26 protein-coding genes and 1 pseudogene are annotated in these 26998 nt (G+C 71.4%); 12 read left to right on the forward strand and 15 right to left on the reverse strand.

Going from position 1 to position 26998, the window contains the following annotated elements; genetic code table 11:
• Positions 1-110 precede the first annotated feature (110 nt).
• From JOM49_RS44460 to JOM49_RS40595, 3 genes and pseudogenes are all read left to right on the forward strand, one after another.
• A pseudogene (locus JOM49_RS44460) lies at positions 111-668 on the forward strand (cytochrome c oxidase assembly protein); the annotation flags it as partial.
• An 85-nt stretch (positions 669-753) separates the two neighbouring features.
• Positions 754-1314, forward strand: a complete 561-nt coding sequence (locus JOM49_RS40590; protein WP_209669916.1) for a hemerythrin domain-containing protein — start codon at positions 754-756, stop codon at positions 1312-1314.
• 50 nt (positions 1315-1364) lie between these two features.
• On the forward strand, positions 1365-2249 hold the full coding sequence (locus JOM49_RS40595) for a YihY/virulence factor BrkB family protein (protein ID WP_308159037.1): 885 nt from the start codon (positions 1365-1367) through the stop codon (positions 2247-2249).
• Positions 2250-2486: 237 nt separating this feature from the next.
• On the opposite strand, the gene JOM49_RS40600 is transcribed toward JOM49_RS40595, so the two are convergent.
• Complete coding sequence (locus JOM49_RS40600; protein WP_209669918.1) at positions 2487-3038, reverse strand: TetR/AcrR family transcriptional regulator; 552 nt, start codon at positions 3036-3038, stop codon at positions 2487-2489.
• An 81-nt stretch (positions 3039-3119) separates the two neighbouring features.
• On the opposite strand from JOM49_RS40600, the gene JOM49_RS40605 reads away from it, so the two are divergent.
• Entirely contained in the window at positions 3120-3605 is a 486-nt protein-coding gene (locus tag JOM49_RS40605; RefSeq protein ID WP_209669920.1) for a hypothetical protein, read from the forward strand.
• Here the strand turns inward: JOM49_RS40605 and JOM49_RS40610 are convergent.
• Complete coding sequence (locus JOM49_RS40610; RefSeq protein WP_209669922.1) at positions 3555-5510, reverse strand: YhgE/Pip family protein; 1956 nt, start codon at positions 5508-5510, stop codon at positions 3555-3557. The two genes, JOM49_RS40605 and JOM49_RS40610, sit on opposite strands and share 51 nt — an antisense overlap.
• Positions 5510-8206 (reverse strand): MMPL family transporter, encoded by a 2697-nt coding sequence (locus JOM49_RS40615; RefSeq protein ID WP_209669924.1) that lies wholly within the window; start codon positions 8204-8206, stop codon positions 5510-5512. Before JOM49_RS40615 ends, JOM49_RS40610 begins: the two co-directional genes overlap by 1 nt.
• A gap of 121 nt (positions 8207-8327) precedes the next feature.
• On the opposite strand from JOM49_RS40615, the gene JOM49_RS40620 reads away from it, so the two are divergent.
• Positions 8328-8960: a TetR/AcrR family transcriptional regulator gene (locus JOM49_RS40620; protein ID WP_209669926.1), complete on the forward strand. Its 633-nt coding sequence runs from the start codon at positions 8328-8330 to the stop codon at positions 8958-8960.
• A 1-nt stretch (position 8961) separates the two neighbouring features.
• Here the strand turns inward: JOM49_RS40620 and JOM49_RS40625 are convergent, their stop codons facing one another.
• The 5 genes from JOM49_RS40625 to JOM49_RS40645 all read right to left on the reverse strand — a co-directional run bounded on the left by JOM49_RS40625 (position 8962) and on the right by JOM49_RS40645 (position 15208).
• Complete coding sequence (locus JOM49_RS40625; RefSeq protein ID WP_209669928.1) at positions 8962-9723, reverse strand: DUF1206 domain-containing protein; 762 nt, start codon at positions 9721-9723, stop codon at positions 8962-8964.
• Between the two features lie 406 nt (positions 9724-10129).
• A complete protein-coding gene (locus tag JOM49_RS40630; RefSeq protein ID WP_209669930.1) occupies positions 10130-11320 on the reverse strand; it encodes a CHAT domain-containing protein in 1191 nt (396 codons plus the stop codon).
• Complete coding sequence (locus JOM49_RS40635) at positions 11317-12981, reverse strand: hypothetical protein (protein ID WP_209669932.1); 1665 nt, start codon at positions 12979-12981, stop codon at positions 11317-11319. The genes JOM49_RS40630 and JOM49_RS40635 overlap by 4 nt, the downstream gene beginning before the upstream one ends.
• Positions 12978-13967 (reverse strand): hypothetical protein, encoded by a 990-nt coding sequence (locus JOM49_RS40640; RefSeq protein WP_209669934.1) that lies wholly within the window; start codon positions 13965-13967, stop codon positions 12978-12980. Before JOM49_RS40640 ends, JOM49_RS40635 begins: the two co-directional genes overlap by 4 nt.
• A complete protein-coding gene (locus JOM49_RS40645; RefSeq protein ID WP_209669936.1) occupies positions 13964-15208 on the reverse strand; it encodes a hypothetical protein in 1245 nt (414 codons plus the stop codon). The genes JOM49_RS40640 and JOM49_RS40645 overlap by 4 nt, the downstream gene beginning before the upstream one ends.
• An 80-nt stretch (positions 15209-15288) precedes the next feature.
• Here JOM49_RS40645 and JOM49_RS40650 point away from each other — a divergent pair, with 80 nt between their 5' ends.
• Both JOM49_RS40650 and JOM49_RS40655 read left to right on the forward strand, forming a co-directional pair.
• Positions 15289-16395 carry a PA2928 family protein gene (locus tag JOM49_RS40650; protein ID WP_209669938.1) on the forward strand — a complete coding sequence of 369 codons (1107 nt, stop codon included), beginning with the start codon at positions 15289-15291 and terminating at the stop codon, positions 16393-16395.
• Positions 16396-16422: 27 nt separating this feature from the next.
• Positions 16423-17184, forward strand: coding sequence for a hypothetical protein (locus JOM49_RS40655; RefSeq protein ID WP_209669940.1), 762 nt, complete (start codon positions 16423-16425; stop codon positions 17182-17184).
• A gap of 20 nt (positions 17185-17204) precedes the next feature.
• Here the strand turns inward: JOM49_RS40655 and JOM49_RS43980 are convergent, their stop codons facing one another.
• The 4 genes from JOM49_RS43980 to JOM49_RS40670 all read right to left on the reverse strand — a co-directional run bounded on the left by JOM49_RS43980 (position 17205) and on the right by JOM49_RS40670 (position 19289).
• Positions 17205-17339: a hypothetical protein gene (locus tag JOM49_RS43980; protein WP_281068346.1), complete on the reverse strand. Its 135-nt coding sequence runs from the start codon at positions 17337-17339 to the stop codon at positions 17205-17207.
• A complete protein-coding gene (locus tag JOM49_RS44295) occupies positions 17336-18559 on the reverse strand; it encodes a sigma-70 family RNA polymerase sigma factor (protein WP_209669943.1) in 1224 nt (407 codons plus the stop codon). The genes JOM49_RS43980 and JOM49_RS44295 overlap by 4 nt, the downstream gene beginning before the upstream one ends.
• 128 nt (positions 18560-18687) lie before the next feature.
• Positions 18688-19023, reverse strand: coding sequence for a hypothetical protein (locus tag JOM49_RS40665; RefSeq protein WP_209669944.1), 336 nt, complete (start codon positions 19021-19023; stop codon positions 18688-18690).
• 8 nt (positions 19024-19031) lie between these two features.
• Entirely contained in the window at positions 19032-19289 is a 258-nt protein-coding gene (locus JOM49_RS40670) for a hypothetical protein (protein WP_209669945.1), read from the reverse strand.
• Between the two features lie 235 nt (positions 19290-19524).
• Here JOM49_RS40670 and JOM49_RS40675 point away from each other — a divergent pair, with 235 nt between their 5' ends.
• Positions 19525-20460: a GlxA family transcriptional regulator gene (locus tag JOM49_RS40675; RefSeq protein ID WP_209669947.1), complete on the forward strand. Its 936-nt coding sequence runs from the start codon at positions 19525-19527 to the stop codon at positions 20458-20460.
• Here JOM49_RS40675 and JOM49_RS40680 read toward each other — a convergent pair.
• Complete coding sequence (locus JOM49_RS40680) at positions 20457-21371, reverse strand: Lrp/AsnC family transcriptional regulator (protein WP_245369636.1); 915 nt, start codon at positions 21369-21371, stop codon at positions 20457-20459. The two genes, JOM49_RS40675 and JOM49_RS40680, sit on opposite strands and share 4 nt — an antisense overlap.
• Positions 21372-21584: 213 nt before the next feature.
• Here JOM49_RS40680 and JOM49_RS40685 point away from each other — a divergent pair, with 213 nt between their 5' ends.
• Positions 21585-23276: an amidohydrolase gene (locus JOM49_RS40685; protein ID WP_209669949.1), complete on the forward strand. Its 1692-nt coding sequence runs from the start codon at positions 21585-21587 to the stop codon at positions 23274-23276.
• Complete coding sequence (locus tag JOM49_RS40690) at positions 23273-24574, forward strand: MFS transporter (protein WP_209669951.1); 1302 nt, start codon at positions 23273-23275, stop codon at positions 24572-24574. The genes JOM49_RS40685 and JOM49_RS40690 overlap by 4 nt, the downstream gene beginning before the upstream one ends.
• Here JOM49_RS40690 and JOM49_RS40695 read toward each other — a convergent pair.
• Both JOM49_RS40695 and JOM49_RS40700 read right to left on the reverse strand, forming a co-directional pair.
• Positions 24571-25107, reverse strand: coding sequence for a helix-hairpin-helix domain-containing protein (locus tag JOM49_RS40695; RefSeq protein WP_209669953.1), 537 nt, complete (start codon positions 25105-25107; stop codon positions 24571-24573). The genes JOM49_RS40690 and JOM49_RS40695 overlap by 4 nt on opposite strands.
• Before the next feature lie 56 nt (positions 25108-25163).
• A complete protein-coding gene (locus JOM49_RS40700) occupies positions 25164-25811 on the reverse strand; it encodes a TetR/AcrR family transcriptional regulator (RefSeq protein ID WP_209669955.1) in 648 nt (215 codons plus the stop codon).
• A gap of 113 nt (positions 25812-25924) precedes the next feature.
• On the opposite strand from JOM49_RS40700, the gene JOM49_RS40705 reads away from it, so the two are divergent.
• Positions 25925-26539: an SRPBCC family protein gene (locus tag JOM49_RS40705; protein ID WP_209669957.1), complete on the forward strand. Its 615-nt coding sequence runs from the start codon at positions 25925-25927 to the stop codon at positions 26537-26539.
• A gap of 24 nt (positions 26540-26563) precedes the next feature.
• A complete protein-coding gene (locus JOM49_RS40710; RefSeq protein WP_209669959.1) occupies positions 26564-26914 on the forward strand; it encodes a hypothetical protein in 351 nt (116 codons plus the stop codon).
• Positions 26915-26998 lie beyond the last annotated feature (84 nt).

Consider the following 26998-nt stretch of genomic DNA (forward strand, 5'->3'; position numbering starts at 1 on the left):
CGGCCGCGCTCACCGGTACGCACTGGCTCGCGCTCGTCCTGACCGCCGGTGCCGTGCTCGCCTACTTCGCCGCGGCGAACCGGTTGTGGCGCAGGGAAATCCGGTGGCCGGTGCACCGGCTGCTGTGGTGGACCGGCGGTTGTGTCGCGGTGGCCGTCACCCTGGCGGGCCCGCTGGCCGACCGCGCGCACCACGACTTCACCGCGCACATGCTCGGCCATCTGCTGCTCGGCATGCTCGCTCCGCTGCTGCTCGTGCTTGCCGCCCCGGTGACCCTGCTCCTGCGGGTGCTCCCGGTGCGACGGGCGCGGCAGTTGCCGGCTGTGCTGTCCTCTCCTGTGGTCGTCGTGCTGACGAACCCGGTTGTCGCGGCCGTGCTGAACCTGGGCGGGTTGTGGCTGCTCTACCGGACGGACCTCACCGTCGCGATGCACACCGAGCCCTGGCTGCATTTGCTCGTTCACGGCCACCTGCTGGCGGCCGGGTACCTGTTCACCGCCGCCGTCCTCGGCGGGCCGGACCCCGCGCCACACCGGCCGCGGCCTGCCTGGCGGGCCGGGGTGCTCGTGCTGGCCCTCGCCGCGCACAACGTGCTCGCCAAGTCGTTGTACGGGACTCCGCCGCCGGGGGTTTCGGCCGATCAGGCGCAGGCGGCGAGCCAGTTGATGTACTACGGTGCCATCCCGGTCGAACTCACACTGCTCGTCCTCGTCTGCCGCGCATGGGCGGGTACCGGCTGGGTATGCCGGAACCATGAACACGACTCCGCAAACCCGCGAAGACATCGTCGATTTCCTGCAGCGGCAGCACACCGAGATCAAGGCGCTGTTCGCCGAGGTGGAAATGGCCACCGGCACGCAGCGCCGGGACAAGTTCCGCGAACTCGTGCGGCTGCTCGCGGTGCACGAGACCGCCGAGGAAGAGGTGGTGCACCCGGCCGTGCGTGACCTGACCGGCGGCGAACCGGTGGTCGAAGCCCGGCTCGGCGAGGAGCACCGCGCGAAGGAACTGCTGTCCACAATGGACAAGATGGGCACCGACGCGGACGGCTTCGACACCCTGCTGGTGCAGTTGCGCGAGGACGTGCTGGCCCACGCCGAGCACGAAGAGCACGAGGAATTCCCGTTGCTGCGCAAGGAGCTCAGCGACGAACGGCGGCACGCGATGGCGTCGACCGCGAAGGCCGCCGAGGCGATCGCCCCGACCAGGCCACACCCCGGCGTGGAGGGTTCCACGGCGAACCTGCTGCTCGGCCCGCCGGTCGCGATCATGGACCGCGCCAGGGACGCCATCCGCAACGTGCTGGGTCGCTGAGCGCCGTGGCCGACGGCCCCACCGACCTGTCACGGAGATCCTGGTGGCAGGTGCTTCGGCGCACGGTCAAGGAGTTCCAGCGGGACAACCTGACCGACTGGGCAGCCGCGCTGACCTACTACAGCGTGCTGTCGCTCTTCCCGGCGATCATCGTGCTCAGCGCGGTGCTCGGCCTGCTCGGCCCCGGCACGATCCAGGTGCTGATCGACGCCGCCGGGCGGATGGGCCCCGGCGGCGGGACCGACCTGCTCGTCGGCGCCATCCAGGAACTGCAGGGTTCACGCGGCCTGGCCGGACCGCTCGCCATCATCGGCCTGGTCGGCGCGCTGTGGACGGCTTCCGGTTACGTCGGCGCGTTCATGCGTGCTTCCAACAGCATCTACGAGGTGGAGGAAGGCCGCCCGCTATGGAAGACGCTGCCGCTGCGGGTCGGGCTGACCACCGCGCTGGTGCTGCTGCTGGCGATCTGCGCGGCCGGGGTGGTCGCCACCGGCGGCATCGCCGAGCGCGTCGGGCAGTGGCTCGGCGTCGGTTCGGCGGGCGTGCTGATCTGGGACATCGCCAAGTGGCCGGTGCTCGCGCTGCTGATCAGCCTGGCGTTCGCCCTGCTGTACTGGGCCGCGCCGAACGTGCGCCAGCCGGGTTTCCGCTGGCTCAGCCCCGGCGGGGTGCTGGCGGTCGTGCTGTGGCTGCTGGCTTCCGGCGGCTTCGCCCTCTACGTGGCGAACTTCGGTTCGTACAACAAGACCTACGGCTCGCTGGCCGGCGTGATCGTGTTCCTGGTGTGGCTGTGGATCTCGAACATCGCCGTCCTGCTCGGCGCCGAATTCGACGCCGAACTGACGCGCGGGCGCCGCATCGAAGAGGGCGTACCCGAGGAGCAGGAACCCTTCCTCCCCCCACGCGACACCAAAGCCATGGACAACCCCCCATAACCCCGACTCGGCTCGGCTCGGCCGAATGCTATGAGTGGGGCATTACTTGCATTCATTGCAAGTAATGCCCCACTCATAGCATTGGCGCGGCGAGTCTCACGTTCCCGCAGCCGAACTACACACTCAGGCGCCCGAACTCCACGTTCAGGCAGCCGAAGTCCACGCTCAGGCAGCCGAACCCCACACTCGGGCAGCCGACCTCACACTCAGGGGCCTCCAGCCAGCCAAGTGGACGGCTCAGCGGTCTAGCAGGAGGTCGGCGGCGCGGCCGAGTACCTGGTCCCGGGTCCGGTCGCCGTGGTCGGCGGCCAGGAAGTGGGCGCCGATCGCCACGCAGAAGGCGAGCATGCTGCGGGCCTCGACCTCGTCCGGGTCCTCGCAGAAGGTGCCGATCATTTCGCGCAGCAGGTCCATCCGACGGTTGTCGACCCGCCGCAGCCGGTCGGCGACGGCCTCGTCGCGCCGGGCCCAGTCGCGGACGGCGAGGTCGATGGGCAGCAGGCGATCGCTGGAGAAGGTGAGCACACCGGCGCGGTGGATCTTCTGCTTCGGGTCGCCGCCCTCGCGCTCGATGCGGGCGAGCACCTCGTCGGTGCTTTCGCGTTCCCAGGTGTCCAGCATCGCCTCGAGCAGCGCGCCACGATCGTCGAAGTACCCGTAGAACCCGCCTTTGGTGACGCCGAGCCGTTTCGCCAGCGCTTCGACGCGGACAGCGTCCACGCCACCGGTGGCCAGCACCCGCAGCCCCTCCTCGACCCACCTGTCCCGCGGCGTGCGCGCAGTGCCCACGACGTGACCCACCTCACCTCTCGCTGATATACGCCACCGTATAAACTCCTTCTATACGCCATCGTATAGAAGGAGTTCGCCATGACACTCCCGAACCACGAAGTCCACGGCACGCGCGAGGTACCACCGGAACTGAAAGCGCTCGGTTCCCTGCCGGACGCCCACTACGCCGATCTGTTCACCCTCGAGACGGACGTGGTCGCCACCCCGGAAGACTGGGCCAGGGCGATGCTCGGCGATGTGCCCAGCGCCGGGGAAACCCTGATCTGGCGCGGTTTCCTCGGCCTGCGACTCCACCACGGCGCCTCCCCCGACACCGTCGCGGGCTGGCGGATCACCGGCCGCGGCGAGGTTTGGATCCGCCTGGAGACCGCTTCCTGGTTCCTCTCCGCGAACCTGGTGGTGAAGGCGTCCGGCGGACAGGTCTCGTTGCTCACGCTCCTGCGTTACGACCGCCCCATCGGCCACCTCGTCTGGCCACCGCTGTCCGCCGTCCACCGCCGCCTCGCGCCCGGCCTACTCCACGGCGGACAACGACGCCGGGCGGCGCAGGTGGCGCGCGGGTAGGTAGCGGCGGCGGTCGGTGACCACGATGGTGGCGAGCGTGCCGAGCACCAGCCAGGCCGCCAGTTCCGCGACGCCGGTGAGCAGGCCTGGCCCGCCGGTCACGGTGGCCCGCAGGGCGAGCACGGCACCGTGCGTCGGCAGGTAGTCCGAGAGCGCGTAGAGCGGACCGGGCAACGTGGACAGGATGCCGGTCGCCGCGCCGAGGACCAGCACGGCCAGTGAAGCGAGCCGTCCGGCACGGCCGAAGATCGCGGTGGCCGCCTGGTTCAGCGCGACGAAGGCGAACGCGGCGAGCAGTGCGACGGCCAGGAACCCGAGCGCACCGGCCGATCCCGGCTTCAGCACCGGGATGGCGATCGCGCTGATGGCGAGCGCGGCCAGCGCGGCGGCCGTGGCACCCGGCAGCGCGGCCCGCACGATGATGCGCCAGGTGGGTTCGCGGGCGGTGAGCACGGCGTCCGGCACGGCACGCGTGACGATGTAGGTGGCCAGCGCCAGCGCCCACAACGCCAGCGCGGCGAACAGGGTGACCGAAAGCGTGCCGACGGGTGTCCCGTCGACGACCGCGGCGGTCGGATCGGCGGCGACGGTCTTCAGGTGCGCACGCTCGTCGTCGGTGTAGCTGGGGACCTGGTCGCGTCCCTTGTCCAGTTCGCCGGCCAGTTGCTGCGCGCCGTCGTCGACCTTGCCCACGCCGTTGTCGAGTTGTCCGGCGCCGGAAGCGAGTTCGGTGGCGCCGGAGTTCGCCTGCCGGATGCCGGAGTCGAGCCGGCGGGCGCCCTCCGCGGCGGCGGCGATGCCTTCGGTGAGCTTCCCGGCCTGCCCGGCGAGCTGGGCGTTGCCGTCGGCGACCTGACGCGCGCCGCTCGCGAGCGCGTTGACCGCGTCCCGGGCCTGGACCGCCGAATCGCGGATGCCGTTCTTCGCCTGGCCGATCTTCCCGGCATCGGCGGCGACCCGGTCGGCGACGGCCTTGAGGTCTTCGCAGAACTCCGGCACGCCGGTGCATTCGTCGGCGAGGCGCCGGATCTCGTCGGCGGCCTCCTCGGCCGAGGGCAGCGCGTCGATCGCGGCGATGATGCGGTCGGCCAGCGGCACCACGGTGTCGGCGAGCTGCTGGTTGCCCTGGGCCACCTGCTCGGCGCCATCGGCCAGTTTCCTGGTCAACTCCGGCAGTCGCGCGGTGTCCTTTTCGGCCTGGCCCAGACCGGTGGACAGTTCCGAGGACCCCGAGGCCAGTTGCCGTGTGCCATCGGCGAGCTGGTTCGCTCCGTCAGCGAGCTGACCGGCGGCGTCGCGCAACTTGTCCGACCCGTCAGCGAGCTGTCCGGCGCCATCGGCGGCCTGGTTGACCTGACCGTGGATCGAGGTGAACCCGACGTAGATGTTGTCCAGGTAGGTCTCCACGACCTGCTGGTTCAACGCCTGCCGGGTGGCCTGACCGACCTGTTCGGACAGTGCCGGGTCCACCACCCCCGACGTGGCCCCGGTTTTGACGTCGAGCACGGCTTTCGTGGCGTCGAGCGGCTGCCCGGTGGCGGTCGACGTGCCGCGCGCGGAAAACTCCGGCGGGATGGTCACGACCGCGGTGTAGGTGCCGTCGGCCAGCCCGCTCGCCGCGTCCTCGGCGTCGGTGAGCAGCCAGGTGTAGGCCGAATCGGTGTTGTGCGTGAGGTTTCCGGCGAGCTGGCGGCCCAGCGGGATGGTCTGGCCGTTGACGGTGACCGGTTCGTCGTTGTTGACCACCGCCGCGGCCGCGGTCCCGTGATCGGTGCCCGGCGACCAGAACGCCCACGTCAGCAAGCCCATCACCAGCACGGGCACGGCGATCAGCCCGGCCCAGGTCTTCCAGGTCAGCGGACCGGAGGACAGCGCGCGGGCGGAGTCGGCGAAGGGCTTGAGCATCAGGGCACCTCGGCGGGCGTGGTCGGTGCGGTGAGGGCGAGCGGCTGGGCGCCGACGGGCAGGAGATCGGCGATCCGCTGGGGGTCCTGGCAGGTCAGCACGAACGAGGCGAGCCGCCCCGAGCGCGTGTACCGCTGCGCGAGCAGTTCCCGCAGCCGGTCGCGGGAGCCCGTGCGCAGCACCAGATCGACGTCATCGATGAGGATCAGTTCGACGTCGTCGGCGAGGGCGTCGGCGACCTCGCGGTCGGGCTCGGCGTGGTCGCGGCAGCGGATCACCGTGACCGCGCGGCGCAGGGCGTGCGTGTGCTGCGGCAGCACCCGGCCGAGCACCTTCAGATCGCCCTGCACCTTGGCGATCCGGCCGCCGAGGGTGAGCAGCAGCGCGGACTTGCCGGTGAACCCGGTGCCGTGCAGCACGAGCACCTCCCCACGCGCCACGTGCAGTTCGACCTCGCGGAAGACCGGGTGGCCGCGGTCGTCGTCCACGCGCAGACCACGTGCGCTGATCACCTCGTCGCGGCCGGGCCAGTCCGCCAGCCGCAGTTCGCGCACCAGCGCGTCGCCTTCCGCGTCGAACACCGGCAGCGCACGGTCGAGCTTCGGCGGCAACCCCCACGCGCGGTGGCCGAGCAGCGCCAGCACCGCGGGCACCAGGGTCATCCGCACGATGAAGGCGTCGACGAACACCCCGACGGCGAGGCTGAAGGCGATCGGCTTGATGGTGGCGCTGCCTTCGGGCACGAACGCGGCGAAGACGGCGAACATGATCACCGCCGCCGCGACCACCACCCGCGACGCCGAGACGAACCCGGTTTCGATGGCGTGGTGCGGATCGCCGCGGTGCACGTAGTCCTCGCGGATGCGGGAGACCAGGAAGACCTCGTAGTCCATGGCCAGGCCGAAGAGCACGCCCATCAGGATGATCGGCAGGAAGCTGATCACGCTGCCGACGTGGCTGACGTGCAGCACGTCGGCGAAGTGCCCCTGCTGGAACACGAAGGACGTGGCACCGAAGGCCGCGCCGACCGAGAGCAGGTAGCCGGCGGTGGCCTTGACCGGCACCCAGATCGAGCGGAACACCATGGCCAGCAACACCAGGGACAACCCGGCCACCAGCACCCCGAACGGCAGGAGCGCGCTGCCCAGTTGCGCCGAGACGTCGATGCCCACGGCGGTGATGCCGGTGACCGCGGTCTGCGTGCCGTAGGTGTCGAGGAAGTGCTGTTCCTGCCCGCGCAGGCGCTCGACCAGTTCGTCGGTCTGCGGGGAGTCCGGTGCGGTTTCCGGAACCACCTGGATGATGCCGGTGTCGCCCTTGGGGTTCGGCGTGGCCAGCGGGACCGAGGCGACGCCGGGCAGCACGCGGATCTCGTCGGCGAGCCGGTCGACCAGGCCGATCGGGTCGGTGCTGGTGATGATGTCGGCGGTGACGATCAGCGGCCCGTTGAAGCCGGGCCCGAAGTGCTCGCTGACCACGCCGTAGGTCTCGCGCGCCGGACTGCCTTCGGCCTCGGTGCCGTTGTCCGGCAACGCGAGCCGCAGCTCCAGCGCGGGGATCGCGCACACCGCCAGCCCGGCGACCACCACGAGCACGGTCACCAGCGGCGCCCTGGTCGCGGTGCGCACCCACCAGTGCGCGACCCGTGGCTTGCGCTTCTTCTTCCTCCGGCGTGGCGTCCGAGGGCGCAAACGCTTGCCCGCGACGGAAAGCAGCGCGGGCACCAGTGTGACGGCGATACCCACCGCCAGCGCCACGGCCACCGCAGCGGCGATGCCCATCGTGGTGAGGAACGGAATGCCCGCGACCGCCAGGCCGACCAGCGCGATCATCACCGTCAGCCCGGCGAAGATGACCGCCGACCCCGCGGTCGCGGTGGCCCTGGCGATCGACTCCTCGACCGCCATGTCCTCGGCGAGCTGGTCGCGGTGACGGGACAGCAGGAACAACGCGTAGTCGATGCCGACCGCGAGCCCCAGCATCACCGCCAGCATCGGCGCGGTCGACGAGATCGGGATGACCAGCGTGGCCAGGTAGATCAGGCCCATCGACAGACCCACGCCGAGCACGGCGGTGACCAGCGGCATCACCGACGCGATCACCGACCGGAACATCAGCACCAGCACCAGGAGCGCGATGACCAGGCCGATGCCCTCGGTCGGGCTGAGCTTCGGCACCTTGTCGGAGAAGGCGTCGCCGCCGGTGTAGACCTGCGCGCCGGCCGCGGTGCCGAGGTCCGCCGCGATGGCCGAGAGCGCGGGCTTGGTGCCGGGCGCCAGTTCGGAGAGGCCGACGTCGAGCGGCACGGCGATCATCGCCGCCCGCCCGTCCTCGGAAAGGGCGCCGGAAACGCTGTCGCTGAAGGGATCGACCGCGGTGGCGACCTGGTCCACCGCGTTGATCCGCGCCACCGCGTCCGCGACCGCCGCGCGCCTGGCCTCGGTGTCGACGCGCTGGCCGTCCGGCACCAGCAGCACGAGCTGCGCCGAGGTCCCGCTGACCTCGGGGAAGACCCGGCCGAGGTGGTCGAGCGCCTCCTGGGACTCCGAGCCGGGGATCGCGAACGTGTCGTCCGTGCCCTGGTTGAGCAACGCCGCCGCCCCGCCCGCGACGGCGAGCACCACCACCCAGAGGGCCACGACCAGCACGCGAGCCCGCGCGGCGGCCCGGCCCACCCGGTAGAGGAACGACGACACGGCTCTCCTTCCCGACTCGATACACGGTGTATCGCGATACGCACCGTATCCGATGCACGGTGTATCGTGCGAGCGCAGTATGCGGTGGGGTGGTGGCTCGCGAGTGGGAGAACGAGGGTTGATGACCAGAACGGGTGGTCTGTCCCGGCGGCGCGCCGAAACCCGGCGGCGGCTGATCGAAGCGGCCTACGAGGTGTTCAGCGAGCTGGGCATCCGCGACGCCCCGGTCGAGCTGATCTGCGAACGGGCGGGCTTCACCCGCGGTGCCTTTTACTCGAACTTCGCCAGCAAGGAAGAACTGTTCCTCGCGCTCTACGAGGTGCAGATGGAACAGCGGGCGGACCGGTTGCTGGTGGCGGTCTCCACGGCCGCCGCTTCCACGCCGGCCGATGTCACCGCGGTCGCGGAGAAGGCGAGCGCGCTGTTCGCCGATTCGGTCGCCGCGGACACCACGTGGTACCTGCTGTACGCCGAGTTCCGGGCGCAGGCGCTGCGGCAACCCGAACTACGCGCGGCCACGGCGGCCGCCGAGCAGCGGTTCCACCAGGTCGTCGCCGAGATCCTCTTCGGCATGCTCGACCGCCTCGGCGCGCGACTGACCGTCGACCCACGCAGCGCGGTCGTCACCATCACCGCCCTGTACGAGGCGATGCTGGAACGCACGCTGATCGACGAGTCGCCGGAGTCGGGCAGCCGCTACCTGACCGAGGTGCTCCCCCGGCTGGTCGGCGCCCTCATCGCCCCGGCCGAGTAGGTCAGTCCACGCGCCGGAAGCGGGCGTCGAACACGGAGAACACCGCGAAGGCGGCGAGACCGATGGCCAGCGCCACCAACAGGACCGCGCCGTACGGGCGGCCCGCGAGGTTCTTCAGCGCGACGTCGATGCCGGTGGCCTGCTCCGGTTTGTGCTGCAACGCGGCCACCACCACCAGCGCGCCGACGACGGCGTACACCGTGCCGAGCGCGGTGTACCCGGCCTGGCCCAGGCGGATGACCGCCTTCCGGGTCACCTTGCTCGCCCGGCCGAAGTCCTGTTCGCGGCAGAACCGGCGCGCGATGCCGTGGCGGGCGATGAACACCCCGGCGGCGATGACCGCCAGCCCGAGCACCACGACCACCGTTTTGCCCCAGCTCTCGCGGAGCAGGCCGTCGATCAGGCCGAACTGGGCAGTGTCGGTCGAACTGGCCGGCGAGCCGGCCGCGAGCTTGCCCGCGCTGAACGCCAGGTAGCCGAAGAGGATGGCCTCACCGAGGTTCATCACCCGTAGCCAGCGCTCCTGCCCGCTGCTCCAACTGCCGGTCGCCGCCGAGAACAGTTGCCACAACGAGGTCACAGCGAGGCCGACGGCGATCAACCACAGCAGCACGTCACCACCGGTGCCACCGGAAAGCGACTGCAGCGCGCCAGTCTTGTCGGCCTTCTCGCCACTGCCGAGCGCGACCTGCACCGCCAGCCACGCGACGAGCAGGTGCACCACCCCATAAGCCACCAGCCCGAGCCGCGCCGCCAACTGCACCGGCGCACTCCGAGCGACTTCATGGGCTCCGGACCCGCTCACAACTCCACCATCGGGTGAACGTTACCCGAGGAAACCGCCCCAAGCCGGACGAAACCGGCCCAGCCCAGAGACCAGGGCCAGCAGCCATGTCACGAATGTGGCTTTCGGGGCGTATTCGGCCCCCAAAGCCACATTCGTGACACCGCCCCCAACACACCACCCCCTCCACCCGGCGCCCCCACCAAAGCGCGATCCCCCAACACACCGCCACCCGGGCACCCACCAGGAGCATCCGCCCAAACCCCCCACCCCGCCCCGGTCCACAGCCAAAAACACGGCTGGGGCTTCGATGTCAAGGCATCATTCCCGCCTTGACATCGAAGCCCCAGCCGTAGTCACACTAAAAAACCGGGGCGGACTCCTCCTACTCCCCAGCAGACCGACATGGCGCCCAGGTCGTGCTGAAAGCCGCCCACACCAACGGCGAGCAACTCAAGTCCCCGGTCTCTTCCCACCGGGTCGCCATCTCGCGTTGCCAGTCGTTGAGGGCGGCAACGGGGTCCGGGGCGCGGTGGGCGGCGTCGACCGCCAGTACGGCTGGGCCGAGGACCGGGGTGGCCGCCGGGAAGTTCGGGACCAGGCGTGCCAGGCCCTGGTCGGTGGGCAGGGTCCATCGCGTGGCGGTCACGTGCTCGGCCCCGCCGTGGACCATGGCTGTGACCAGGCCGGTGGGCTCGGCGAACCGCAGGTCACCGCCGCTTTCGCAGGCCACCAGGGCCACGCGCGCCGGGATTCGCCACGGCCGCGCCGGCCCGGGGCGGTGCCCCAGTACGAGGTCCGCGGCGGTCAGCGGCCGGTGCGCACCGAGCGGCGCCGCCCGGCCGGTGGTGTCCGCGGTGCAGGACAGGTGCATCCGCGCGTCCAGCCCGTGCTCCCCGGTGGTCACGTGCCCGACGTAGAGGAACCGCGACGCCGTCGCCAGCGCCTCCTCCAGGAAATCCCGGTCGACGTCGTCCCGGCGCACCCCGCCCGTGGCCAGCGCCGCCAGCTCCGGAGTCACCTCGCCGAGCACCGAGCCCAGTGCCGACGCGTCGGGAAAGCCTGGCACGCGCGGGTCCAGCACGCCGACGACCGTCCCTTGTGGATCGAACGGGACCATCCGCCGGTGTTCGGCGTTGCTCACCGTCGCCGGGGCGAGCACGGAGATGTCGAGGTTGTGCACCGCGCGCTCACCCTCGTCGACGTGCAGCGCTTCCCATGGCACCTGAGCCGTCGACGGGGACGGCTGGATCCGCAGATGCGGCCGAATCCCCTGTGACAGCAGCGAGTTCAGCTCACCGGCCAGCTGGTACGGCAGCAACGCGCTGGACAACCTGGTCGCCAGCGCGATTTCCCGATCCCGGTCCACCAGCGGCCCGTGGGTGAGCGAGCGCCGCAGCGCCTGCGTGGCGCTTTCCCCCGGCAACGGCGACGGCACGGCCGCCGCCCACTCGTCCAGCGTGCCCTGGACCAGCTCCCGCGGCACGACGATCACCCGTGGTTCGGCAGGCTGGTGCTCCCACCGCCACGTGTAATAAAGGTCCCCCGCGTCGACCAGTTTCAACTGCACGGTCACCACGACGCCACCGCCCCACCCGAGCGCACCGGGAACCCGTACCGCTGCTCGGTCAGGTCGATCCACTTGTCCAAACCGGACGGTACCGCCGGGTCGGCCCGCACCCGCGGCGGTAGTTCGAACCCGCCGGCGGCCGGCGGTTCCGGCAACGAGACCAGTTCCTCGCGGGCCACGGTGGTTTCCGCGTGCAGTGAGACCGCGCCGGCGAGGTGATCGAGGTACTCCACCGCCAGCGAAGGATCTTCGACCGCCCGGATGGCCAGCAACGCCGAGCGCGTCGCGGGCGCGGCGGCCAGCGCGACCCACCGCTCCCGTAGCGGGCCGTGCGGGAAGCGCTGCCGCACCGCCTCCGCCGCCAGCGCGGCGGGCAGTCCCAGATCGAGCGCCCGCAGGCTGATCGCCCGCCGCTCGGCACCGGTGACCGCCGCGGCCCGGCGCACGAGTGCGTCCGTGCGCCACCACGCCATGCCCAGCGCCACGTGCCACCACCCGGCCGCCTCACAGTGGGCGGCCGCCTCGGCGTAGCAGGACTCCGCGTCGGCGAACTCGCCCAGCGCCTCGAACACCGAGCCACGCACCTGGTGCACCGCGACCAGTTCCAGCGGGGTCGCCGACTCCCCGAACAACGCCAGCGAACGATCCACCAGCGCGAGCGCCTCCCGCGCCCGACCGGTCAGCACGGCCACCGCCGCCCGCCCGTGCAGGCACATCGCGAGCCGCCGCGGCTCATCGGCGACCAGTGCTTCCGCCTCGCCGTACAGGGCTTCCGCCCGCTCGGCATCGGCAGCCAGGTACGCCAGCCGCGCTGTGCTCAGCACCGCGGTGAACTCGCCTTCGGTGTCGCCGGTCATCGCGGACAGTTCGCGGGCCAGCGCCAGGTGCTCGACGGCCCCGGCCAGGTCGCCGGTCCCGCTGGTGACCTCCGCCAGCGTCGAATGCACCGAGGCCACCATCGACGGCTCGATGAGGTGCGCGTGCTCCAGCGCGACCTGCGCGGCGTCGGCCGCTTCCGCGTACGACCCGCCGGTCACCAGCACCCGGGCACGCAGGGCGGCGATGGTCCCGGTGAACGGCTTGGCCTCCTTGCCGAGGTGTGCCGCGTGCACCGCCGCCTCGTTCAGCTCCGCCAGCGCTTCGGGCAACCGGGTTTCCGCGTGGTGCTCCCACGCGCGCGCCAGCAGGGTGGAGGCCAGATCGGCGTGCAGCGGGCCGAGGTACTCGGGCGCGTGCGACTCGGCCGACTTCAGCGCGGCCACCGCTTCCGCCTTCGCTTCGTCCAGGCGGCCCGCCATCATCAGCAACCCGGACCGGCTGTGCCGCAACGCCACCTGCTGCGGCAACCCGGCTTCCTCCAGTTCCGCCGCCACCTCCGACCACGCCTCGTCCCACCGGTCCAGCCACGGCAGCAGGGGCGCGCGGGCCGCGACGATCAACGCCCGCAACGGCTGTTCCGCCACGGTCAGCGCTTCGGTCATCAGGTCGACCGCGTGCTGCCGCTCCCCCGCCAGGTCCACCACGTGCGCGAGGTTCAGCAGCGCCTGCGCGCGATCCGCCACCGCCGCCGTCGCGACCGCGGTCTCCAGCGTTGCTCGCGCGCCATCGAGGTCGCCGTCCGCCACGAGTTGCACGCCCTTGTCGTGCAGGTCCGACCACTCGCTCAACGCGCGGTCCGCTCGGTCAGCGTCGCGGTGGTGGATCCGATCCGGGAGCGCGCGTAGGCGAGGATCGCGGCCTGCCGTTCTTCGGCACCGGGAGCGAGTGCCGCGGGTTCGGCGAAGCCGGGGGCGTAGACGGTCACCACCCGTCGTTCCGGCGGCAGCATCAGCACCGAGGGCGGCACCGGCGCGGACCCGGTGAACCGGCCCAGGTCGTCGACCTCGTCCAGGCCCACGTCCGTCTCGCCGAAGCGGGCGGCCAGTCGCGGCCCCGGCCGGGGTCCCGGCGTCACGGCCACGTCCAGCGCCGTCGTGCCCTGCCGCCGCACCACGGCCCATTCCGCGGGCGCGGCCGCGTCCACCACCCCGGCGGGCACCAGCGTCCAGTCCACAGTGGAGGAACCGGTGAGCACGGTGGTGCCGGCGGAACCGGGGCCGCCACCCGCCGCGAGGGCGTAGTCGGCCTGGCGCGGCACCGCGACGTCGGGCCGTGCCACGCCGTAGTTCTCGGACAGCGCCTCGATCCGCGCGGCCAGCTCGGGGTGCACCTCCGGCGGCACCGTGGCCAGCGCGCGCACCACCGCGTCCAGGTCGTCCAGGAAGTGCTCCACAATGGACAGATTGATGGCGCGTTCCGCATGCAGGGTAACGGGATCCACCGCCGGGACGCCCGCGACCGCGGACGCGGGCCACCACGCCTCCACCCAGTTCAACTGCGCGACGATCCGGCAGGCCGCACGCACCCGCCAGTCGCCGTCCACGGGCACGGTCACCTCCTCGGCCCCGTCGAGGATGCCGTCCGTCGCCGAACCGTAGATCTCCCACAGCCAGTCCGACGCCAGCTCCGGGTCGTGCACCCGCGCGGCGGGCACCGGCCCGTCCGCCAGCACGTCCCACGCCAGCACCGCGCCGGAAGCCTCCAGCAGCGCCGTGGTCTCCGGCCGGTCCGGCCAGGCACCGGCCACCAGACCCGCCACACGCGACACCCTCATGCCCCGGCCTCCCGCTCCAGCACCGCCCGCAACCGATCGCGCTGGTCGAGGATGACCGAGCGCAGCACCCCGTCGAGCACGTCCCAGACCTGGTCGGCGGTCACCTCGTCCCGCCGCAGTTCCCGGCCGTGCACCCGCACCCACAACCGCCGCAGGTAGGCGGCGCGCACGTCACGCACGTCCGCGCGGATCCCCGGCGGCGCGGCCGACGGCATCCGCAGGACCCGGTGCACGTACGCCTCGCGCTCCCACCGGGACCGCAGCCGGGCCGCGGCGCTGCCCGCCTCACCCGTCGTGGCCCCGGCGAGGTCCGCGGAGGCCTCCCGGCCGAGAACCATGATCACGCGGCTCACCTCGTCCGCGAGCTGCCACGGCCCGGCCGAACGCGCGATCTCCTGCCGCACCAGCACGGGCACCTCCGCGAGCCCGGCACGCAGGAAGGTGTTGGTCAGCGGCGCGAAGAGCCGTTCCAGGATCGACCGGTCGAACGGCTTGGGCAGGTTCGCCTTCGACGCGCGCTCCCCGAGTTCGGGCCGCGCGGGCCGGTCGCGGTCGGTCAGCCCGTGTGCCTGCGCGACGCCCGGCCGGTCCAGTTCCGCGGCCCACGCGCTGCCCGCCGAGCCGGTGACCAGCGCCTGGAACGTCCGGTGGTCGGGCGCGGACGCGCAGGTGGCGAGGAACGCCACCACCGCGGCGGGCACGGGTTCCGGGCGCGGCACGGTCATCGCGGCCCACGTCGCTTCGATCAGCCGGGTCAGTTCCCCGGCATTGGCCGCGTCGGACAGGAAACCGCGGAGCGCGCCGACGGTCGGGCCGTCCTGCCCGTGCACTTCGGCGAGCGTCGCCGCGGCGATCGAGACCGCGTCCGGTCCCGGCGGACCGTGTCCGGTGGCCAGTTCGAAGCAGCGCTGGAAGTAGAGGTCCTGCGGGTTGCCCTCGGTGAGCCGCAGCCGCCGGCGTTCGGACTTCAGCACCACGAACCAGCTCGCCGTCGCGGCCAGCACCGGCCTCGCCTCGGCGATCCGCGCGCGCAGGGCGTCGACGTGCTCGATGGCGACCGCGCCCGCGGCGAACTCCGGATTGCGGACCGGGCGCAGCACCAGCGGTTCGAGGAGCAGTTTCACCGTGCGGGTCAGCGGGCGGCCCGCGGCGTTGCTCAGCGGTGCGACGGCCTCACCCAGTTCGCTCCACGCCTGCGCGATCACCAGGCCGCGGGGCAACGTGGCGGTCGCGGTGGTCACCCCGCTGAGGGTAGTCGATGAACGGGCCGCCGAACCGTTTCTGGGACCGGTAGGCGGGCAGTCGCACCGAAGCTTCACCCATGTACCAGAACCCACCGCAGTACGCCCCGGCCCCGTCGCTCTACGACACGCCGCCGCGCCGCCGCCGCCGCAAGGTGGTGCCGCTGCCGATGGTGGCCTTCCTGGGCATCTTCGCCCTGCTCTTCTTCGGCGGTTCCTACCTCGTCTCACCGGAAGCACGCATCCACGCGCAGCCGGGCGTCGCGTTCGCCGAACTCGGCGGGCGGGACGTGGTGCTCGTCCCGTACGAGCGGCAGGGCGCCCGGGGCATGTTCCAGCTGCTGACGCAGGACATGTTCCAGGTCCGGCTCGCCGCCGTGGACCCGGCTTCCGACGAGGTGCTGTGGGACACGCAGCTCTCGGACGAGCTGATCTGGGAGGCGTCGGTGCTCGGCGCCGGGCGGGACTACGCCTACGTCGCCACCGACTCCGGGCTGATGATCCTCGACCTGAGCGACGGATCGGTGGAGGTCCAGGGGGAGGACGTGCCGGGCCTCGACGGCGCGTACCTGACGTCCCGGGCCGCGTACGCCTACGACGCGGAGGGCCGCCGGATCCTCGCGCTGACGTCGTCCGGTGCCGTGCGGGCGATCGAACTGGACCAGACCAAGGCCGTCGCGGTCGACGACGAGACCGCTTCGGCGTGGGCGGATCGCCTGTCCGCCGACCGGCCGCGCTCCACCACGTTCGAGATCGCCGGCACCGAAGCCGGACTGCTGCCCAGTTCCTCGGAACAGGTCGTGCTCGAGGACGTGGGAATCGGCGAGCTGGGCAGCGTGCTGTTCCGCGGTCCCGAGGACGGCCGCAAGATCCAGGTCAGTGAGACCGCGTTCCCCCACGCGCGGCTCGTCATCGCCGACGGGACGGCCGCGGGGGCCGCCACCGGGCACGTGCTGGTCCAGCACCGGCTTTCGCTGAACGACACCGGCCTCGGGCTCAGCCTGGTTTCGCTGGCGACCGGCGAGGTCACCGGCTCGCTCCCGATCAGCTCCGCGCCGGAGGGCGCGGTCGTCGGCCCGGACGGGACCACGGTGGTCACCGCCGGTGACGCGGTGGTGCTGGCCCGCGGCGACGGTTCGGTCGTCCCGCTCGAAATCGGCGCTTCCGACCTCTTCGGCTCCGCCTGAAATCCCTTACCCACGAAAGGAAACATCATGAGGGCACTACTTCTCCTCCCCCTGTTCGCCGGCCTGGTCTGCACCGCGATCTGGGTCGCCGTCGGCCTGACGGGCGACGACGAGTTCGCCTGGCTCAACGGCTGGGTGTGCGGACCGTTCCTGGTGCTGGCCGGGCTGCCGTTCGCCTTCACCCGCGGCCTGGGCGGGATCTTCGGCGGCCTGCCGAAGGAGTTCCACGGCGCGCCGATCGGGATGGGCACGGTCACCGGGGTCGCCAGGACCGGCCTGGTGGTCAACGACCAGCCGCAACTGGAGATCCAGCTGCGGGTGGACACGCCGGAGGGGCGGTCGTTCGCCTCCTCGGCCCGGCAGATCGTCGACCTGACCGATCTCGCCGCCGTGCAGCCGGGCGCGACGCTGCCGGTCCGGTACCTGCCCGACGGCCGGGTCGTGCTGGCCACCGACGCCCCGCAGCACGAACTGCAGGCGGCGCTCAACCGCGTGCAGCTGGCGAAGGGCTGGATGACGCCGAACCAGTTGCGCATCGCCGAACAGGGCGTCGAGGGCAGTGCGCTGGTGCTGAGCATGACGCCGACCGGGCAGACCGGCGACGGCCGCTCCGAGGTGCGCCTCGGCCTCCGGGTGACCAGGGCGGACGGCACCAGCTTCGACGTGGCGCAGGACAAGAAGCTGCCGCCGGTCGCGGTCGGCCAGGTCCAGCCGGGCATGGTGGTGCGGGTGCGTTACCTGCCGCACGACGAGTCGGAGGTCGCGGTGGTCACCAGCCTGGTGCCGTGAGTCCACTCCAGGACCGCGGCTCAGGTGGCCAGCACGTCGACGATGTTGTCGGCGCGGACCCAGTGCGGTTCCCGATCCGCGGCCTGTTCACTGGCGCGGACGGGAACCCACGTGGTTTCGGTGTAGCGGTCGACCACCGCGGCCCCGGCGATCATCCCTTGCCGCGATCGGTTTTCTTCTGCTGCCCCGGCGGCGTGGTAGACGACTTGGTGCCCGACTTGGAATGCCCCGGCGGTGCCGGTTGGCCTGCCCATTTGTTGCCCCCTCCGCTGTTCGCCTTGTCCGCCTTCGCATTACCGCACCCCCGGCCGGAACACGCCGCCCTGTTCGGCCCAGACCCCTCTGCCGAGTGAAGATCAACTGCCGTTCCGGTCCGCTCTGTGGGATTCGCCGGGTTCGCGGGCGACGGCGCGGCGATCGGCCGGACGGAGTAGATCCGCCCTCCCGCTGCCGCGGGCTGGGGCGGTGCCGGGGCCGAGATCACCTTCTCGGGAACGGGAGCCGGGACCGGCATCAGCGGCGGGACCGGCACCCCGCCGCCCGCGATCGCCACCACGGCGGCGGCCACCACCGCCGCGACCTTGCCGCCGCCGGTCGCCATCCCGGCGGACAGCGACACCAGCACCGACCCGGCGTGCCGCCGGGCGAGCGCGGGCCGCAGTTCCTGGTTGGTCTCGGTCAACGCGGCGGCGACCGCCCGGCAGTCCGCGCACCGGCCGACGTGCGCCGCGATCCGGGCCGACCGCCGCGGCGACAACCCGTCGCGCACCCAGGCACCCATGTCCGCGCGCATCTCGTCGCACTCGGGTCTGCTGCCGTCCGGCACCTGCACCTGGAGGTAGGCGCGGCGCAGCCCTTCGCGGGCGCGCATCGCCAGCACCGCGACGCCGTTCGGCGAAACCCCGAGCAACGGCGCCAGTTCCGCGGCGGGCGTCCCTTCGACCTCGGTGTGCCACACCACCGTCCGCCAGCGGCCCGGCAACGAGCAGAACGCGGCCCAGGCCAGTCCCGCCTGCCAGCGGCGGACCATCAACTCGTCGGCGCCGGTGCCCGCGACGATCCGGTCGGGCACCTCCTCGCGCAGGTCCACCCGGGCGTGGCGGCGCTGCCAGTTGATGGCCAGGTGACGCATCGTGGTCAGCAGGTAGGGCCGCAACTCCTGCCGCGGCCCCGCACCGGACCGCACCGCGATCAGCACCCGCACGAACGCCTCGGCCACCAGGTCCTCGCAGTCGGCGGCGTCACGCACCCAGCGCCCGGCGGCCCGCCGAGCGGCCGGGGCGTGGCGGCGGAACAGCACGTCACAGGCCCCGAAGTCACCGTCGCGGACGGCATCGAGCTGGACCTCGTCCAACGCCCAGTCCTGCTCCCACATCGCGCACTCCCGGGTAGGCACTCGATTACCGGTGTGCCGACACCCGCCCGTTATGACGCCTGCCGAGGCAGGTGTGGCCCGGACCACATCTACCGCATGATCACCCGGACGCCTCCCCGACCCCGCTTCTACGCACCCGGATCGTCAAGAACGCGGCGGCCCCTCAGCTCCTCGCCGAGGTCGATCATGAACTCACCGACCACCGAGAGCATGGTCCGCGGCGTTCCGGGCGGGATCTTCGTTCCGTAGACAGCGATCCGCACCTCGCTCTCGTCAGCGCGGAGCCGCACCTGCTCGACGGACGCCGCGCCCTGCGCCGACAGATTCACCACGATCGCGATGCTGCGATCATCATCGGTACGCGCGACCGGCGACCACGCAAGGCGCTCAACCCCACCACCCGGCCGAGCCACCACCGGCAGACGGGCGTGCCCCCGCACGGATTCGGCCGGAACAACGCGCAACGAACACCTCACGATCGACGTCGGTGGCCCACGGTGATCATGAGCCCGTGGTGCGGGTCGGGTACGGCGGCAAGGGCAGCCTTGATCAAGGGCTGCCCGGCGAACTCGTCGCGGATGCCGTCCGTGCGGAAGGCGATTTCGAAGGCCAGACCGTGCTCGAGGTGCTTCCAGGACCACCACATCGCCCGGTCGCGCAGGGCGGTGGTCAGGAAGGCTCGGCCGTGCGCCTGGCGCCACTCGCTCGCCGAGGTCTCCGCGTCGAGCACTTCGATCCGCAGTCAGGGATCCGCGATACCGCCCTCATCCATGGCTTGCCTCCCGCGACAAGGCTAGCGCTCGCGTCCATCTCCAGCACGTTCGCGTGGGCACATCAGTCCACAATGGACGCAACCGGATACCCGAAAACAGCGGGCGGACAGGGGTTGTGCAGGAACCCCGACTGCCGCCCGGATCACTTGCCACAACGGTGTCGACAAAGTCACTATGGGGTACTTTCAGGCCATGCATCGCGTGGTGGCCCTGGTACGGCCGGTGCAGTCGACCTTCGAACTCGGCTGCGCGGCCGAGGTCTTCGGCACGACCAGAGCCGGGGTGCCGCAGCACTACGAGTTCGAGGTCTGCACCGAAATCCCCGGCCAGGTGCCGACGACGGCCGGGTACACGATCGCCGTGCCGCGTGGGTTGTCGGCGCTCGCGGAGGCGGACACCGTGATCATTCCCGGCTGGGCACCGGTGGAGGCACCGCTGTCGCCGCGCGTCCATCGCGCGCTTCTCCGAGCCCACGCCCGCGGCGCACGGCTCGTCACGATCTGCTCCGGCGTGTTCGCGCTCGCCCGCACGGGTCTGCTCGACGGCCGATCGGCCACCACGCACTGGGGTCGCGCCGCCCAGTTGCGCCAGGAATTCCCCCGCGTCACCGTGGAACCCGACCGCCTCTACGTGGACCACGGCGACGTAGCCACCAGCGCCGGGGCGGGCGCGGGCATCGACCTGTGCCTGCACCTCGTGCGCCAGGACCACGGCACCGCGCACGCCGCACTCCTCGCCCGGCACATGGTGATGCCACCGCAGCGCGACGGCGGCCAGGTCCAGTACGTCCCGTCCGCACCGCCCGAGGACGCGCTCGACGGCCTCCTCGAATGGGCAGGCGCGCGCCTCGGCACCCCGTTGTCGGTGGCCGAACTGGCCATGCGGCTCAACGTCTCGCCCCGCACCCTGGCCCGCCGCTTCGCCGACCAACTCGGCACGAGCCCCGGCGCGTGGCTGCTGTCCCGCCGCGTGGCCGAGGCACGCACCCTCCTGGAGGAGACGAACCTGCCGGTGGACGCGATCGCCGCCCGCGTCGGGCTCATCTCGGCGGTCAACCTGCGCCGCCGCTTCCGCACCCGGGTGGGCACCACCCCGGGCGCCTACCGGCGGTCGTTCCGCGTTTCCTAGCGCCTCAGCCGGAGTTCGTCCGCGGTGGGCAGCGGCCATTCGTAGCGTTCCTTGGCGATGCGCAGGTGCACCCACGCCTCCGTGCTCACCACGTCCTGCCGGCCGCCGATCTGTTCGAGGACCTGGTCGAGGTCACGGGCGGCACGCGCCGCGACGGTGGCGACGACGTCGAACCGGCCGATGGTGCGGGCCAGGAATTCGACGTCGTCCCGAGCCGCGAGCGCCGCTGTTACCGCGTCCCCGGCGCCGCGCACGTTGAGCCCGATCCCGCACACCAACCCGGCATCCGGGCGCGCGCGGCTGAGCACCGGCGCGATCCGGATGACCTCGTGCTCCACCAGATAACCCACCCGCGTGCGCGTCGCCGACGGTGACAGGCCGACGTGCTGCGCGATGCGCGCGAAGCTTTCACGGCCGTCGGCCTGGAGTCGCAGCATGATGGCGAGATCGCGGTCGTCGACGCGCAGTCCGGGCGCCAGCGGGCGGCCGGGCATGAACAGTCCCTTGAGCACGTCGACGTAGACCAGGGTGTTGACCCGCTCCACGTCCGGCAGGCCGCGGATGTCGGCCACGGTCCGGTACAGCGCCGCGGGATCCGGCAGCCGCAACTCGGCGACCACCTGGTATTCGCCGCTGACCGCGGAAACGAACGCCGCGGCGGGCAGGGCCGCGATCGCGTCGGCGGTCGCCCGCGACCGGCCCGAGGTGCGGATCGCGAGGTGCGCGTAGGCGGTCAGGCCCAGGAACTCCGGGTGGACGGCCGCGATCACGGTGAGCGATCCGTCGGCTCTCAGCTGTTCCAACCGCGCGGAGACGGCCGACCGCGAAGCGCCGACGCGCTGGGCGAGGTCCGCCACGCTCATCCGGCCGTCCGCGCGCAGGGCCGCGACCAGGGCATCGTCGAAGCCCAATTTCCCTCCCGATTTTTTCCGCGAACCCGCGAAGTCATATCACGCGCCGAATGGCCCTGTCACAGCTTGGTTGAGCGCATCTGCCGCACCGATCGAGCGAATCGACTGCAAGAAGCCGGTACATGCGATCGATCTGGTTGCCTTCGCCTACTCCCGTGATTACCTTCACCGCCACGACGCCCCCTTCACCGCCGAAATCCAGGAGTCCGCGCGATGCGCACGCTGCACCACCTCGAACGTTCCGCACTCGACGCCACCGCGACGATCCTGCTCCCCGAAGGGCTCGTGACCGTCGACGACGCGACCGAGGGCGCCGAGGCGGTCCTGGTGTTCGGCGACCAGATCGCCGCGGTCGGCTCGGTCGACGCCTGCCACCGGGCGGCGGCCGGGCTCGGGCACGCGGCACCCGAGGTGCGGCGACTGAGCGGCACACTGTTGCCCGGCTTCGTGGATCCGCACGCGCATCCGCTGATGTACGGGCAGATGATGACCTGGGTGGACTGCGGGCCGGGCCAGGCGGCGAGCATCCCCGAGATCGTCGCCCTGCTGCGCGCGGCGGCCGAGCGCACCCCGGCGGACCGGCCGGTGCGCGGCTATGGCTACGAGCACCGCAACCTCGCCGAGAAACGCCATCCCCACAAGGAAGAACTCGACGCCGTCGCCACGGACCGCGAGGTCTACCTGATGAACGCCAGCGGGCACGGCGGCGTGGTCAACAGCTTCACGCTGGCGCGCAACGGCGTCACCCGCGACACCCCGGACCCCGACGGCGGCGTGTTCTTCCGGGACGAGCACGGCGAACTCACCGGCGAGCTGTCGGACGCGGCGTGCAACATCCTCACCGGGGTTTCCGGGGTGAAGGTCGGGCATCACGGCCCCAACTTCCACCTCGCCGACGAACCGGCCGAGCACCTGCGTCAACTGGCCGCGGCGCAGGAGAAGTTCCTGGCCGCGGGGGTCACCTCGATCGGCGACGCGCAGGTCACGCGCCGCGAGTTCGACATGTACCTGCGGCTCGCCGAAGCCGGGCAGCTCACCACGCGCGTGCACATGTACCTGCTGTCCCACCTGCTCGACCAGGCACTGGAAATGGGGCTGCACGGCGCTTTCGGGAACTCGCACCTCTCGTTCGCCGGGATCAAGTTCTACGCGGACGGCACGCTCGGCGGCTGGACCGCGTACTTCCCGGACGGCTACGTCGGCGACCCGTGCCGCACCGGGCAGCTCTACCACGAGCCCGCGGACTACACCGCGTTGATCGAGAAGGCGCACGCCGCCGGGCTGCAGACCGCGACCCACGCGCAGTCCCCCGCCGCGATCGGCATGGTGCTCGACGCCCTCGAATCCGCGCAGCGACGGCACCCGCGTGATGATGCCCGCCACCGCATCGAGCACTGCGGACTGCCGTCCCCGCAACAGATCCACCGGATGGCCGCGCTCGGCGTCCACCCGGTCAACCAGCCGCAGCACTACTACAACTGGGGCGAGGGCGTGACCGACGCAGTCGGCACGCCGGGCGAGCGCTTCAACCCGCTGGGCGAGTTCCAGGCGGCCGGCGTGCCGGTCACGCTCAGCTCGGACGCCCCGGTCGCGGAACCGAACCCGCTCGAAGCCATCCAGACCGCGGTGACCAGGGTGACCCGGCGAGGGCACCGCCTCGGCGGGGACGAGCTGCTGATCGACGCGCGATCCGCCGTCGCCGCGCACACCATCGCCGGTGCCCGCGCGCTCGGCCGCGAACGCGACCTCGGCTCGATCACCCCCGGCAAGCGCGCCGACTTCGTGCTCCTCGCCGAAAACCCACTCACCACCGAACCCGGGGCCATCGCGGACATCCGCGTGCTGGCGACCTGGGTCGGTGGCGAAGTCCACCACCGCCACGCCGCCCAGGAGCCCGCCCGATGACGCACGACCTCCGCACCCAGCCCCACTCACCGCGGCGGGCCCGCAGGGCGGGGTTCGCCGCCTTCGTCGGCACCACCATCGAGTGGTACGACTTCTACATCTACGCCACCGCCGCGAGCCTCGTCTTCGGCACCGTGTTCTTCCCGGAGACCGGCGACCGGCTGACCGGGGTCGCGGCGGCCTTCGCCACCTACGCGGTCGGCTTCTTCGCCCGCCCGCTGGGCGGCATCGTCTTCGGCCACGTCGGTGACCGGGTGGGCCGCAAGACCGCGCTGGTGATCACGCTGACGATGATGGGCGCGGCGACCTTCCTCGTCGGCTGCCTGCCCGGGTACGACCAGATCGGCGCGTGGGCGCCCGTTCTGCTGGTGCTGCTGCGGTTCCTCCAGGGGCTCGCGGTGGGCGGGGAATGGGGTGGTGCCGTGCTGATGGCCGTCGAGCACGCACCCGCGGACAAGAAGACCTTCTACGGCAGCTTCGCCCAGGCGGGCAATCCGGCGGGCGCGCTGCTGGCGACCGGCTTGTTCAGCCTGCTGAGCCTGGGCGGCACGGAGTTCCTGAACGGCTGGGGCTGGCGCATCCCGTTCTTCGCCTCCGCGCTGCTGATCGTGGTCGGCCTGATCGTGCGCGCCAAGGTCGAGGAGTCGCCGGTGTTCGAAGAGGTCGCCGGCTCGACCGCCGGAGTGCCCCTCCTCTACGCCCTGCGCACCAACTGGAAGCCGATCCTCCTGGGTGTCTGCGTGCTGCCCGTCGCGCTCGGCGGCTACTACCTCGTCACCACGTTCGCGACCGCCTACGCGACCGATCCCGCCGTCGGGGTCTCCGAGTCGCTCGTGCTCAACGCGCTCAGCATCGCCGCGTTCGTCGAACTCGTGCTCACCTTCGGCACGGCATGGCTCGGCGACCGCTTCGGCCGGGTGCGGGTGGTCGTCATCGGCCTCGTCGGTGTCGCGGTGCTCGCCGCACCGCAGTTCCTCGTGTTCTCCACGAAGAACTCGCTGCTCATCATCCTCGCGTTCGTGGTGATGCGGCTGGCGATGACGGCGACCTACAGCCCGATCGCGGCCGTGCTCTCCCAGATGTTCCGCCCGCAGGCGCGCTACACCAGCATCTCGCTCTCCTACCAGCTGGCAGGCGCGATCTTCGGCGGCCTCTCGCCGCTGGTGTCGACGCTGCTGTTCCAGGCGACCGGGAGCATCTGGCCGGTCATCGTGCTGCTGATCGGCATGTGCGTGCTCAGCACGGTCTGTGTGCTGCTCGCGCCGCAGCACACCGACGAAGTCACCACTTCCGCTTAACCCAGGGACCGTCCTTTCTCCGCCAGGATCTCGTTGAGGATCCGCACGACCTTCGGCCCGACGCCGTGCAGGGCGAGCAGGTCTGCCTCGGTCCAGGTGGCGGCCTGGTCGAGGGTGGTCACCCCGGCGAGGGCCAGGGCGCGGGTGGCGGGCTTGCCGATGCTGCGCGGTAGGTCCCCAACAGGTTGGGCAGGTGCGTCGACGATGGCCGTCAGATCGGCAGCCAGTTTCGCCGGCGCGCGGTGTTTCCACGCGGCCATCACCAGTGCCCACAGGTGCTGGCCACCGACCTCGGCCAGTGGCGCCTGGAACCCGATCGACCGCCCGGCGTGGCTCAGCCGTGAGGCGTTCGGGTAAGCGGCGACGGCCTCCGCCGCCACCGCTCCGGGCAGGCGCAACCGCACCACGCCGTCCGGGGTGAGCGAGGCGAACTCCTTGCCCCGCACGGAATACCGCAGTACCCCGGCCGTGGTGTCCTCCTCCACCTCCCGGAAGGTCAATGCTGTCTTGCGCAGCTGCGCCCTTGTGGTCATGAGCCGATGCTAAACAGCCCCACCGACAGTTTCCGCGACGAAGACGGAACCCGGGACTAACGCGCCAGCAGATCGGCCACTTCGTCGTCGAAGAGCTGGGCGGGATCGAAGCCCATCCCGGCGAAGTGCCCGGCGAGTTCCAGCGAGAGCACGCCGTGCACCCGCGTCCAGAAAGCCAGGAAGCGGCGCAGGGTCGCGGTGGACGCCGGGTGCTCGCCTGCCCAGTCGCGATGGGATTCGAGGTGGGCTTCGAAGGGGGTGGCCGCCTTGTCCGAAGTCGCCTCCGCGTAGGCGTCGATCACCGTGGTCATGATCTCCGACGAGATCGCGGTGGTGTCCGCGGGCGCGTGGTAGCCGGGCAGCGGCGTGCCGTAGATGAGGAAGTACCGGTGCGGATCGCTCACCGCCCACTCCCGCACGACGTGCGCCAGCCTGGCGACATCCGCCCCGGAATCGGCGGCGGCCCGCAGGGTGTCGGCGAGGCTGCGGTAGGCGTCGCGGATCAGTTCGGTGATCAGCTCGTCGCGGCTGGCGAAGTACCGGTACAGCCCCGGGCCGGTCATACCCAGGTGCTTGGCGATCGCGTTGAGCGAGAGCGCGGCGACGCCCGCCTTGGCGAGCTGTTCCCACGCCTGCTGCTTGATCTCCGCGCGCACCTGGGCCCGGTAGCGCTCCCGCGAACTCATCGCCCCGGTGTCCGCCATCGCTCACTCCCTCGAAGTCCGTTAGACCCTATCACGATAGCTATTGACACTCACTGAAATTGAATTATAGCTTCTAACAAGAGAAAGAGCTGCTAACTGACGAGGAGAACACCATGGCCAGCAAGTCCCGCCACACCGCCCTGATCGCGATCCCGCTGGCCGCCGCCAGCCTGTTCGGCGTGCTCACCAGCACCCCGGCCCAGGCCGCCGCCCCGGCGCCGCTGACCTGCCGCGGACAGGGCGTCGATGCCGACGCCAAAATCCGGTACCGCACCGAGGCGGTCATCAACGCGCCGATGAGCACCATCTGGAGACTGCAGACCGATGTGGAGCGCTGGCCGTCGTGGCAGCCGGCGGTCACCAGCAGCGAGCGCCTGGACCACGGCCCACTCCGCGCCGGCTCGCGGTTCCAGTGGACCACTCCGGTGCCGCCCACCGCCACCACCCCCGCGACCACGCTGGAGATCACCTCGAGCGTCCACCAAGTCCGGCGCGACCAGTGCCTGCGCTGGAGCGGCCCGGCGATCGGCGAGGGCCTGCGCATCGACAACGGCGTGCACGTCTGGAACTTCCAGCAGGTCAAGGACGGCGTGCTGGTCCGCACCGAAGAGACCTGGACCGGCGCCCAGGTCGAAGCCGATGTGCCCACCTCGGTCGCCTACCTCGGTCAGGGCCTCGAAAAGTGGCTGACCGACCTGAAGACCGCCGCCGAGACCAGCCCCTGCTGACGCACGCACGGAAAGGAAAACCCGATGTCCACCACACCCCGGCCCGGTTCCTTGCCCGTGGTCATCTCGGCCTGGGCGGTCGCTGTGCTCGTACTCGGCCAGTTCGCCATGGTCGCCGTCGTCCCGGTCCTGATCGTGCTGATCGGCACGTTCCGCAACCGGGACCTGAGACCACTGCGCTGGTGGGCTGCCGCCCTCGGCGCCGCCTACGCCACGCCGCTGGCCCTGTGGGCGATCGGCCCCGACCGCGCCCCGAGCCTGTCCAAGGACATGCACCCGATCCTCACCGGGGTCGTGGTCGCCACGGCACTCGCGATGGCCGTGGCCTACCACCTGCTACGCCGCTCGTCCCGAATGGACAGTCGCCCCGCCTAGCGCTCGACCCGCCACCAGCCTTCAAGTGCTATGAGTGGGGCATTACTTGCATTGAACGCAAGTAATGCCCCACTCATAGCATTC

It is taken from the genome of Amycolatopsis magusensis, assembly GCF_017875555.1.
In the GTDB taxonomy this organism is placed as follows: Bacteria; Actinomycetota; Actinomycetes; order Mycobacteriales; family Pseudonocardiaceae; genus Amycolatopsis; species Amycolatopsis magusensis.

Bases quoted from the DNA above. Each gene is read 5' to 3' on its own strand.
- JOM49_RS40590 (WP_209669916.1), top strand. From the start codon at position 754: ATGAACACGACTCCGCAAACCCGCGAAGACATCGTCGATTTCCTGCAG.
- JOM49_RS40605 (WP_209669920.1), top strand. From the start codon at position 3,120: ATGACACTCCCGAACCACGAAGTCCACGGCACGCGCGAGGTACCACCG.
- JOM49_RS40610 (WP_209669922.1), bottom strand. From the start codon at position 5,510: ATGCTCAAGCCCTTCGCCGACTCCGCCCGCGCGCTGTCCTCCGGTCCG.
- JOM49_RS40620 (WP_209669926.1), top strand. From the start codon at position 8,328: ATGACCAGAACGGGTGGTCTGTCCCGGCGGCGCGCCGAAACCCGGCGG.
- JOM49_RS40640 (WP_209669934.1), bottom strand. From the start codon at position 13,967: ATGAGGGTGTCGCGTGTGGCGGGTCTGGTGGCCGGTGCCTGGCCGGAC.
- JOM49_RS40650 (WP_209669938.1), top strand. From the start codon at position 15,289: ATGTACCAGAACCCACCGCAGTACGCCCCGGCCCCGTCGCTCTACGAC.
- JOM49_RS40655 (WP_209669940.1), top strand. From the start codon at position 16,423: ATGAGGGCACTACTTCTCCTCCCCCTGTTCGCCGGCCTGGTCTGCACC.
- JOM49_RS43980 (WP_281068346.1), bottom strand. From the start codon at position 17,339: ATGATCGCCGGGGCCGCGGTGGTCGACCGCTACACCGAAACCACGTGG.
- JOM49_RS44295 (WP_209669943.1), bottom strand. From the start codon at position 18,559: ATGTGGGAGCAGGACTGGGCGTTGGACGAGGTCCAGCTCGATGCCGTC.
- JOM49_RS40675 (WP_209669947.1), top strand. From the start codon at position 19,525: ATGCATCGCGTGGTGGCCCTGGTACGGCCGGTGCAGTCGACCTTCGAA.
- JOM49_RS40685 (WP_209669949.1), top strand. From the start codon at position 21,585: ATGCGCACGCTGCACCACCTCGAACGTTCCGCACTCGACGCCACCGCG.
- JOM49_RS40690 (WP_209669951.1), top strand. From the start codon at position 23,273: ATGACGCACGACCTCCGCACCCAGCCCCACTCACCGCGGCGGGCCCGC.
- JOM49_RS40695 (WP_209669953.1), bottom strand. From the start codon at position 25,107: ATGACCACAAGGGCGCAGCTGCGCAAGACAGCATTGACCTTCCGGGAG.
- JOM49_RS40700 (WP_209669955.1), bottom strand. From the start codon at position 25,811: ATGGCGGACACCGGGGCGATGAGTTCGCGGGAGCGCTACCGGGCCCAG.
- JOM49_RS40705 (WP_209669957.1), top strand. From the start codon at position 25,925: ATGGCCAGCAAGTCCCGCCACACCGCCCTGATCGCGATCCCGCTGGCC.
- JOM49_RS40710 (WP_209669959.1), top strand. From the start codon at position 26,564: ATGTCCACCACACCCCGGCCCGGTTCCTTGCCCGTGGTCATCTCGGCC.